The sequence below is a fragment of the Streptomyces kebangsaanensis genome, assembly GCF_001906585.1.
GTDB classification, from domain to species: domain Bacteria; phylum Actinomycetota; class Actinomycetes; order Streptomycetales; family Streptomycetaceae; genus Streptomyces; species Streptomyces kebangsaanensis.
This window is the reverse complement of the sequence record NZ_JUJA01000165.1, coordinates 1-10,436: the sequence shown is the minus strand read 5'-3', so window position 1 is coordinate 10,436 and position 10,436 is coordinate 1. Positions and strand designations below refer to the sequence as shown.

6 protein-coding genes and 1 pseudogene are annotated in these 10,436 nt (G+C 72.8%); 4 read left to right on the top strand and 3 right to left on the bottom strand.

Annotated elements, in window-relative coordinates:
- Positions 1-344: pseudogene (locus RH94_RS45485) on the bottom strand (MFS transporter); the annotation flags it as partial.
- 683 nt (positions 345-1,027) lie between these two features.
- On the opposite strand from RH94_RS45485, the gene RH94_RS33860 reads away from it, so the two are divergent.
- Entirely contained in the window at positions 1,028-3,106 is a 2,079-nt protein-coding gene (locus RH94_RS33860) for an asparagine synthase-related protein (RefSeq protein WP_073952151.1), read from the top strand.
- Positions 3,107-3,366: 260 nt separating this feature from the next.
- On the opposite strand, the gene RH94_RS33855 is transcribed toward RH94_RS33860, so the two are convergent.
- On the bottom strand, positions 3,367-4,113 hold the full coding sequence (locus RH94_RS33855) for a TetR/AcrR family transcriptional regulator (protein ID WP_073952150.1): 747 nt from the start codon (positions 4,111-4,113) through the stop codon (positions 3,367-3,369).
- A gap of 390 nt (positions 4,114-4,503) precedes the next feature.
- Between RH94_RS33855 and RH94_RS33850 the strand changes: the two genes are divergently transcribed.
- Positions 4,504-5,880: an NAD(P)/FAD-dependent oxidoreductase gene (locus tag RH94_RS33850; RefSeq protein ID WP_073952149.1), complete on the top strand. Its 1,377-nt coding sequence runs from the start codon at positions 4,504-4,506 to the stop codon at positions 5,878-5,880.
- A 162-nt stretch (positions 5,881-6,042) separates the two neighbouring features.
- Positions 6,043-7,734, top strand: a complete 1,692-nt coding sequence (locus RH94_RS33845; RefSeq protein ID WP_073952148.1) for an ATP-binding SpoIIE family protein phosphatase — start codon at positions 6,043-6,045, stop codon at positions 7,732-7,734.
- 66 nt (positions 7,735-7,800) lie between these two features.
- Here RH94_RS33845 and RH94_RS33840 read toward each other — a convergent pair whose 3' ends face one another.
- A complete protein-coding gene (locus RH94_RS33840) occupies positions 7,801-9,081 on the bottom strand; it encodes an MFS transporter (RefSeq protein WP_199881124.1) in 1,281 nt (426 codons plus the stop codon).
- A 160-nt stretch (positions 9,082-9,241) separates the two neighbouring features.
- Here RH94_RS33840 and RH94_RS46240 point away from each other — a divergent pair, with 160 nt between their 5' ends.
- The gene (locus tag RH94_RS46240; RefSeq protein ID WP_073952146.1) at positions 9,242-9,799 is read left to right on the top strand and encodes a MarR family winged helix-turn-helix transcriptional regulator; all 558 of its coding nucleotides are present in this window, start codon (positions 9,242-9,244) and stop codon (positions 9,797-9,799) included.
- Positions 9,800-10,436 lie beyond the last annotated feature (637 nt).

Here is a 10,436-nt window from a genome sequence, read left to right as displayed (position 1 = left end):
AGCCGGTACAGCTCCGTCGCCGACTTCACCGCCTGGCCGACGTCCCTGGGGAAGGCGAGGCCCACTTCGGGGGCGGGATCCGCGTCCGCCAGGCCGATCTCGTGGAGCGGCACCGGGCGGCCGAGCTTCTGGCCGATGGCGGCCGCGATGAGATGCGGAGCCGCGCCCTGCGGCACCATCCCCTTCGAAACCCAGCGCGCCACCGAGGTCTTGTCGTAGCGAAGAGTCAACCCGCGTTGGGCGCCAAGGTCGTTGACGCGCCGCGCGAGTCCTGCGTTGCTGATTCCCGCGAGGGCGAGAACGGCGCCGAGCTTTTCGTTCGGCCCGCGTTGCTCCCTGGACATGCGCCACCCCTCGACACAGACGGCTGTCGCGCTGGCATAACCACGCGGCATTCGTAAACCCAGCGTAGTTCGCCGCATCCCAAGCGTTAAGGGGCATTCTTCCGGATGGCGGGAATGTGGCCCGCACGGAAGTACGGCGCCTGCACGCAGGGTTGCGGCGCGCTCCCGGTGTGTGGCTGTGCGCCCGTCCGTGCGCTCTTCTCCGGCCACCGGGGGAGCGGTTCCATGGTCCTGCGTGGGTCGGCCCGCTGTACTGGATCCAGTGGGCTGGGGGACACCGCCGCCTTCATCCCCGCGGGCGGCGGAACGGTCCGGGAGGCGAACTGCGCCTCCCGGACCGTCTGTTGTCCGCGCGATGCGCACAGCGTGTACGGAGCGTACGGCACGCCTGCCCTCGCGACGCCGAATTGGCCGAAAATCGACCCCGCCTCCCGTCGGCGATTGCGGCTCCTACCACGGTACTTGACGGCGCGAAGGGTATTGATAGGAGCGCATCAGGGGGCGCATTCGCGTCGCAGCAGCCTTGTACGATACGGGCGTTCGCCACCATCGGGGCAGGCGCGCGGGGGCGCGCGCAGCACGCCGAAGGCGGCTCCGCCTCCCCTCCGGCGCGCTTCCTTCGTGGCAGCATGGGGAGCCGGTTCGTGCGGTGCACTGGTTGCCCACAGGCTGTGGAGGCGTCGATGCGGTGGTTGGTGGGATGGAGCAGCACCGCCGCGGGGACCGCCGGGTCCGGCTCCGCGGGCGCCACCGGATACGACGGACAGACCGTCCACCCGGTGGGCTCCCAGCTGCTGTGGGGCGACCCCGACCCGCTGTGGGCGGTCGGCGACTGGCGTCCGGACGAGGTCCGGGTGGTGCGGGCCGACGACCGGACCGGCATCGCGGTGCTCGGCACCTGCGGAGCCTCCGACGAACAGCTGCGGGTCGGCCTGCTGGCCGCGCGCGGCGGCGCGCTGCGGCACCTGACCGCCTGGCCCGGCAGCTACACCGCCGTCGTGCGGGTGGGCCGCCGCGTCACCGTCTGCGGCGACCTCGCCGGCGTCCGCCCGGTGTTCCACGCCCCCTGGGCCGGCGGCACGGCGTACGCGACGGCCGCGCTGCCGCTGGCCGACCTCGTCGAGGCCAACCTCGACTTCGGGCACCTGGCCGCCCTGCTGGCCGCCCCCGACGTACCGGCCGCACTGGACGACTCCACTCCCTACGACGGCGTACGGCGCATTCCGCCGGGGCACGCGCTGATCCTGCGCGCGGGGGCGAGGGAGGTCGCCGGGTACGAGCCGGTCGCCTCACTCGCTGTGGCGGCACCCCCCGCCGACCCGGACAGCGCGGTCGCCGCGGTGCGCGACGCCCTGGTGGAGGCCGTCCGCACCCGCCTGTCCGCGCCCCGGCACGTGCCCGACCTCGACCCCGGCCCGGTGCCCGGCATGGGGCCCGCCGAGCGCCGAGCGGCCCGCGGGATGCCGATGCCCGGCATCGGCGCCGACCTGTCCGGAGGACCGGCCTCGGGCACGCTGGCCCTGCTGGCCGCCGGGCTCCCCGGCATGCCGGGCACGCTCCTGGGCCACGGAACCGGAGCCGGCGAGCGCCTGCTGGCCGTCACCTTCAACGACCTCACGGCCGCCGGAGGCGAGGCCGAACTCGAGCGCGCCGGAACGCTCGCGGCGGGCCCGCGCCTGCACCACGTGGTGGTGACCGGCGGCGAGGACGTACTGCCCTACGCCGACCTCGACGGCCCCCTGACCGACGAACCGGGCCCGTCCCTGGTCACGGCGGCACGACACCGCGCGCGGCTCGCCTCCGGCAGCGCCGACCACTTCACCGGTTACGGCGCCCGGCAGGTCCTGGACGCCCACCCCGCGCGCCTGGCCGACCTGCTGATGGACCGCAAGCGCCGCCACCTGGTCCGGCCCGTCGCCGCGCTCGCCAAGGCCGACGGATCGGTCATGGTCCCCGCGCGCGTGTACGGCACGGCACGGCGACTGGCACGGACCCCCTACCGCGCGGGACTCGACCTGCTCGCCGAGCGGCTGCTGCACCGCCGTTTCGACGAGCCCCAGGGCGCCGTGGGGGCGTCGCTGGCCGCCCTCACCTGGGCCAGACCCGGGCCCGCGGCCCGGTGGCTGACCGGGGAGGCACTGGCTGAAGTATCGGTTCGCCTGCAGAGGGCGTCGGGCCGTTCCGCGGTGGGGCCCGGGCAGCGGCCGGGCGACCATCGTGCGCGTGCCGCCCTCGCCCGGCAGGCGGCGGACCTGCGCGTCCTGGAGCAGGCCGTCGAGATCCGCTCCCAGCGGCTGCACATGCCGTTCCTCGACAACCAGGTCGTCCGCGCCTGCCGCGCCCTGCCGGAGGCCCTGCGGGTGCAGCCCGGCGCGCGGGCGGCGATCCTGCGCACGGTTCTCCAGGGCGCCGGAGTGGGCGACCTGCCGCCCGGCTGGGGCGCACCCTCGCACGCCTCGGCGGCGGCCGCCGCCCGCACGGGCCTGCGCGTGGCCGTCAACGACCTGGTGGACCTCTTCGCCACCCCCCTGCTCGCCGAGGCCGGCCTGGTGGAGGCCCGCGTGGTCCGCAAGGCCCTGCGCGCGGCGGCCCAGGGCGAACCTCTCCCGCTGGACGGCCTCGCCGACCTCGTGTCCCTGGAACTGTGGCTGCGCCGCCTGCTCTCCCGTCGCGGCACCTGCTGGACCGGTACGCCCGCGCGTGCCCGCGCGGTACCGGCGGGAATCGCCCCGCAGCGGAGCGCACTGGCCTCCGGCGGCTGAGCGAACCCGGCCCGGAGTCCCAAGGACGCACCCCGCCGGCGCGCACGGAGAAGGACACCCCGCCGACCCGACCGTCGGGTCGCGGGTCCGGCCCGGCGCCGCGGGCGGAGCACGTGCGGTGGAGACCGACGGCCACGGAGCAGTCGCCGCATCCGGTCACCTCACGCACCCGCCCCCGGGGGCTTGACGTTCCTCGGTGGCCGGCCGTCACCCGTACGAGGGAGGGGATCCGCGCGCCCGGACCCGGAGCCGCACCCGGCTCACGCCGGCCGCGAGCGCAGACCCTCCAGCAGGATGTCCAGCAGCCGCGCCGACGCCGCGGCCTGCTGGGCCGCGTCCGGCAGCGAGGGTGCCGCGGTGGCGATGACCAGCAGTACGTCCGACACCGACACGTCCGGCCGCAGTTCGCCCGCCGCGCGCGCCCGCTCCACGAGCCGCCCCACGACCTCGAGCAGCTCCGCCGCCCCGGCGTCGTCGTCCGCGGCGCCGTCGGGCACGAGCCCGGGCTCCCCGCCGTCCGGCTGGGTCCGCTGATGCGGCACCCGCGCGTCGGCCGCCCGGCCCGCACCGCCGGAGCGGTCCTCGGCGATGTCGACCCGCAGCACCCGCGGCGGCAGCAGCCGCCCGGCGCCGGACGCCACCGAGGTGCGCAGGAAGCGGGAGAGCGCCGACCACGGCTCGTCCTCCTGGCCGAGCGCGGTCCGGGCCTGGTCGGTCAGCCGGGAGGTCTCCTCCTCGGCTATCCGCCGCACCAGGACGTCCTTGCTCGGAAAGCGCCGGTACACCGTGCCGACGCCGACCCGCGCGCGCCGTGCCACGTCCTCCATCGGCGCGCCGTACCCCAGTTCGCCGAAGACCTCGCGCGCCGCCCGCAGCACATGTTCGAGGTTGCGCTGCGCGTCCACCCGCAGCGGCGCCGTCCGGTCCGGCCGGACTTCCTCCCCGCCACCCGGTGCGACGGCGGGCGCGGCGGACGCGGCGGGCCAATGAGTGTTCCGAATGTGCATGACTGATCCCCCGGTGATGACGTCTCCCCCCGGAGACTCTCCCCATCCCTGATTCCGGGATGCGCACAGCGGGATCACGCGCGACCGGGCCCGCCCCGAGATCCGGTGGTGCTCCGCGGGCTCGCTCGACCACATCCCCCACACCCCGTCGACACGAACATAGTTGAGTGGGAGTCAATTCAGAAGGGCCAGGTTCCGCACGGAGCGCCCCCCGATCGGAGCACGAGCCGTATATGTCTGGATTGCACCCCCTTCCGCATCCACCCCGCACCCGCTGACCTGCGCCCTTCCCCCTGCAGCGGTATTTCGGCCAACCCCGCGCCGCCCCGGCCGCCGGTCACACAATTCGCCGGGCCTGTGGACAAACGACTGCGCCCGGTGCGTCATGGGATGGTGAAGGAACGTGCGCGCATTCTCGTTGTCGGCGGCGGCTACGTCGGGATGTACACGGCCCTGCGCCTGCAGCGGACGATGAAACAGGAGCTCAGGCGGGGTGAGGCCGAGGTCACGGTGGTCACGCCCGACCCCTATATGACCTATCAGCCCTTCCTGCCCGAAGCCGCCGCCGGGGCGATCTCCCCCCGGCACGTCGTCGTCCCCCTGCGCCGCGTCCTCGACCAGTGCCGCATCATCGTCGGCGAGGTCACCTCCATCGACCACGCGCACCGCACCGCGACCCTCACCACCCTCGCCGGCGAGGAGACCGGGAGCACCGAGAAGCTGACGTACGACGAACTCGTCCTCGCCCCGGGCTCCGTCTCGCGCACCCTGCCCATCCCCGGCCTCGTCGACTACGGCATCGGCTTCAAGACCGTCGAGGAGGCCATCGGCCTGCGCAACCACGTCCTCGAACAGATGGACATCGCCTCCTCCACCCGTGACCCCGAGGTCCGCGACGCCGCCCTCACCTTCGTCTTCGTCGGCGGCGGCTACGCGGGCGTGGAGGCGCTCGGCGAACTGGAGGACATGGCCCGCTACGCCGCGCGCTACTACCACAACGTCAAGCCCGGGGACATGAAGTGGATCCTCGTGGAGGCCTCCGACCGGATCCTGCCCGAGGTCGGCGAGGAGATGGGCCGCTACACCGTCACCGAACTGCGCCGCCGCAACATCCAGGTCCTGCTCCGCACCCGCCTGGAGTCCTGCGCCGACCGGGTCGCCGTCCTCAGCGACGGGCAGCGCTTCCCTACCCGTACGGTCGTGTGGACCGCCGGTGTCAAACCGCACCCCCTCCTCGCCGCCACCGACCTGCCGCTGACCGGACGCGGGCGGCTGAAATGCACCGCCCGGCTGACCGTCGACGGCGTCGAACACGTCTGGGCCGCGGGCGACGCCGCCGCCGTCCCCGACGTCACCGCCGCCGAACCGGGCAGCCTGACCCCGCCCAACGCCCAGCACGCCCTCCGCCAGGCCAGGCTCCTGGCCGACAACATCGGCCACTTCCTGCGCGGCGAGCCCCTCGAGACGTACGCGCACAAGAACGCCGGCTCGGTCGCCTCGCTGGGACTGCACAAGGGCGTCGCACAGGTCTACGGGCGCAGACTGAAGGGCTACCCCGCCTGGTTCATGCACCGCGCCTACCACCTCAGCAGGGTTCCCACCTTCAACCGCAAGGCCCGGGTGCTCGCCGAATGGACGCTCGCGGGACTGTTCAAACGGGAGATCGTCTCCCTGGGATCGCTCGAACACCCCCGGGCGGAGTTCGAACTCGCGGCCGGTGGAAAGCATCCTCTCGACCCGAACATCAACCCGAAAGGGTCGTCCTGACCGGACCGGGGAACTTCACCGCACGCCCCGGCGTCCCACGGATGACGCATTCCCGCTGTGACGCACCCCCGGGGCGGTAAGAATGTGCGGCACCGCCGCGCGGCCCCATATTCCCGGCCGGGCCCGGAGCTGGCCTGAGACGACGACACGAGGCAAGGATTCGTGAACTTCACGCGCTGGAGCGCCCGGCTCCCCGGCATCCCCGGAACGCAGCGCCGCGCCGCAGCGCGGACCGAGCTCGCGGCCGTCCCGGCCCGCCGGGCGGACGGCTCCGTACCCGCGGCCCGCGCCGAACGACCGACCGACGAACCAGTACCGGTGCCCGCCGTCGACGAGCTCCCCGCGCGCGAGGTCCTCGACCGCGTCCCGGCCCTCGTCGCCCTCGTCAACGGCCCCGACCACCGCATCGCCTACGTCAACGACGCCTACGCGGCGGCCTTCGGCGTACGCCCCCTCGGCGCACCCGCCCGCGAGGCCCTGCCCGAACTGCGCGAACTGGGCCTGCTCCCGCTCCTCGACCAGGTCCTGCGCAGCGGCAGGCCCCGCACCCTGAAGTCCCGCAAGGCCCCGGACGGCCGCTCGTACACGTTCACGTGCACGCCGGTCGCCGAGGGCGACCACCGCACCGCGGGCACCGGTGTCCTGGTCTTCGCCACCGACGTCACCGACCACGCCGAGGCCGCCGAACGGCTGCGCGCCAGCGAGCGGCGGCAGCGCGAGACCGCGGTCACCCTCCAGCGCTCGCTCCTGCCCCAGGTCCTGGAACAGCCCGACGACCTGCGCATCGCCGCCACCTACCAGCCGGGCGGCACGGAAGCCGCGGTCGGCGGCGACTGGTACGACGTCATCACCCTCGGCGGCGGCCGCACGGCCCTGGTCATCGGCGACGTGATGGGACGCGGCGTGCGGGCAGCCGCGGTCATGGGCCAGCTCCGCACCGCCGTCCGGGCCTACGCCCGCCTGGACCTCCCCCCGCACGAGGTGCTCCAGCTCCTCGACGGCCTCGCTACGGAGATCGACGCCAACCAGATCGCGACCTGCGCCTACGCCGTCCACGACCCCAACGAGGGCCGGCTGGTGTACGCCTCCGCCGGGCACCTGCCGATCCTCGTGCGCGACGAGAACGGCACTGTCCAACGCGCCGACGAACCCACCGGCCCGCCGCTCGGCACCGGCGGCTGGGTGCACACCTCCGGCTCGGTCCCCCTGGGCCCCGGCTCCACGGCGGTCCTCTACACCGACGGCCTGGTGGAACGCCGCGACGAGGACCTCGACGAGGGCATCACGTCCCTGGAACGCGCCCTCGCCGGCGCCACCGGCACCCCCCAGGTGATCTGCGACCGCCTGGTCCGCTCGGCCGGAGTCCAGGCCGACCACGACGACGACGTGGCCGTCCTCGTCCTCCAGCACCCCGCCCGCACCGGCCCCGACAGCGAGCTCTTCCGCAACGCGGCCCTCGAACTGCTCGGCGGGGTGGAAGCGGCCCCACGCGCGCGTGCGTTCGCCTCCGGCGTGCTCACCAGCTGGCGTTTCCCGCCCGACCTGCACGACCTGGGCGTCCTCGCCGCGAGCGAACTGGTCGCCAACTCCCTCCAGCACGGCACCCCACCCATGCGCCTGCGTCTGCGCCGCACCGACCGCCGCCTCATCATCGAGGTGACCGACGGCGACGACCACCTCCCCCGCCGCCGCTGCGCCACCCCCGTCGACGAGTCCGGCCGAGGCATCGCCATCGTCGCCACGATCGCCACCAACTGGGGTTCCCGCAGAACCCCGGGCCGCGGCAAGGCGGTCTGGTGCGAGTTCATGCTCCCGCGGGGGGGAGGGACGAACGGGGAGCCGGTGACCCGGTGACGGGGGTCTGGGGTGGGGCTCCAGGGGCGGGCCTCCACCGAGAGGCGGGCCGGACAGGAGGGGGGTTCACACCTCCGCGGCCACCACTCCCGCCGGCCCGCCCTGTGCGACGACCCGGCTCCGCGCGGCCCACGGATGGTCCTGGACCGGAGTCAGCCCCCGCCCCAGCCGCAGCGCGAGCACGCTGATCAACAGCGAGAACAGCAGGAACGTCACCACATACGGCCCGGGCAGCGAGGCCCCCAGTGGCCCGCCCACCGCCGGCCCCAGCGCCAGCGCCAGCTGTTTCACCAGGGCGAAAGCCGAGTTGTACTGCCCCGCCAACCCGTCCGGAGCCAGATCCGCCACCAGCGGCGCGACCGTGGGCGACAGCATCGCCTCACCGAGCCCGAACAGCGCGTACGTCGACACGAACGCGGCCGTGGCCATCACATGGCTGCCGTGTCCGAGGCCCGCGTACGCCGCCGCGGCCCACGCGAGCGCCCAGATCAGCCCCACCGCCGCGATCACCCGCGACCGCCTCCGCCGCTCGACGAACTTCAGCACGGCGAACTGCGCCACCACGATCACCAGCGTGTTCGCGGCCAGCGCGGTCCCCAGCATCGACGTCGAGATACCGGCGGCCTCCACGCCGTACGCGCTCAGCCCCGACTCGAACTGCCCGTAGCAGGCGAAGAACAGCACGAAGCCCAGCACGCACAACTGCACCATGGCCCGGTTCCCGAGCAGCTGCTTCCAGCTGCCCGTCGCCGACGGCCCGCCCCCCGCCGCCGCGCCCCCGATCCGGGGCGAGTGCGGCATCCGCACCGTCGACATCAGTACGACCAGTGTCAGGAACACCGCCGACTCGATCGCGAACAGCAGTGTGAAGGAGGAGACCCGAGTGGTGTCGACGAGGTGCCCTCCGATGAGGCCGCCCACACCCAGCCCCAGGTTCTGCAGGAAGAACTGCGTCGCGAACGCCCGGGACCGCGTCCGGTCCGTCGAGCAGTCCACGATCATCGTCGCCAGCGCCGGCTGCATCACGGCCTGCCCGGCGCCGAGCGCCGCCGCCGACAGCAGTACGGTTCCGGCGCCCGCCGCCAGCCCCAGGCTCAGCGCGCCCAGCGCGGCCGTGACCAGGGCGGCGAGCAGGACCGGCAGCGGGCCGCGCCGCACGATCGCCCGGCCGGCGAACGGCAGCACGATCAGCGCGGCCACGGCGAAGACGGCGAGGACGATGCCCGCCGTCATGGCTCCCAGTCCCCGCACCTGCGCCACATAGACGTACAGGTAGGGGACGGTGAAGCCGAGCCCGAACGCGCTGAGTGCGTTGCCCACGTGGATCCGGCGCATCGCTGCGCCCATCGCCCTGGTCACGTTCACCTCTCTCCTGCTCTCTGTCTCTCTCGATGGATGGTTGAAGTGCTCAGCAGTTAGAGCTGAAGACTTAGAAGCTAAATTTCGACGCTGAAGAGTACATCTTGAAGGACTTCAACGCCAAGCCAGGGCGTGCCATACTGCGCCCATGGGCGACACCCCCGGCACCAGCACCGGCACCGAACCGACACTCGAAGAGCAGATCGCCGCCTACCAGCGCGAGTTCCAGGACCTCGACCCCCAGGTCGAGCAGATCGTCTCCGCGCTGTCCCGGCTCAACCGCCGGATGAACGTCGCCTACGGCCGGCAGACCGCAGCGCTCGGCATCACCAACGCCGACTGGGAGGTGCTCAAGGCCCTCGTCCTGTCCGGCGCCCCCTACCGCATGGGCCCGAGCGACCTCGCCAAGCGCCTCGGCCTCACCCCGGCCGCGATGACCCACCGCATCGACCGGATGGTCGCCGAGGGCCTGGTCACCCGGGAGCGCGACGAGTCCAACCGCGTCCGTGTCATCGTGGAGCTGACCCCCGCCGGCCGCGAGAAGTGGCTCGAGGCCATGCGCCTGGCCACGGTCTTCGAGGGCGACCTCCTGCAGGACCTGTCCCCGGCGGAGCGCACGGCCCTCGGCGAGGTCCTGATCAGGCTGCTCCGCCGCGTGGAGCACGCCCAGCCGGACGCCGGCGGACGGCTCAGCGATCTCGACTGAAAAATCTTGACCGGGACGCTTGACAGCCCCTCGCCAGATCCGTAACGTTCTCCGGGTTGCCGCAGAGGCGTAACGTTCCTACGGCAGCACTCCCGCCGCACAAGCGGCACCCAAACCACAAGCACGATCTCCCAGCCGGGTTGTTTTCGGCGTGCCCGAAATTCAATTCACGCATGGGACTCGTCGATCCGAACCGGAACCCCGAGGGTCCGATTGGGAATCGCCGAGGGAATCCGCTAAGGTTTGAGACGTCGGAACGGCCCAACGGCCGGGAAGACGAACCCCGCTGACTGGGGATCAGGCCGAAAAGGATCTGATAGAGTCGGAACCGCCGGAAAGGAAAGCGCGGGAGCGCGGACCTGGAAAGCACCGAGGAAATCGGGTCGGAAAGATCTGATAGAGTCGGAAACACCGAAGGGAAGCGCCCGGAGGAAAGCCCGCGAGGGTGAGTACGAAGGAAGCGACCGTTCCTTGAGAACTCAACAGCGTGCCAAAAATCAACGCCAGATATGTTGATACCCCGTCTCCGGCATCCGCCGGGGCGAGGTTCCTTTGAAGAAAACACAGCGAGGACGCTGTGAACCGAGGGGATTATTCCTCCCCTCCGGTTCCGCTCCCGTGTGTGGCACCGGATCAC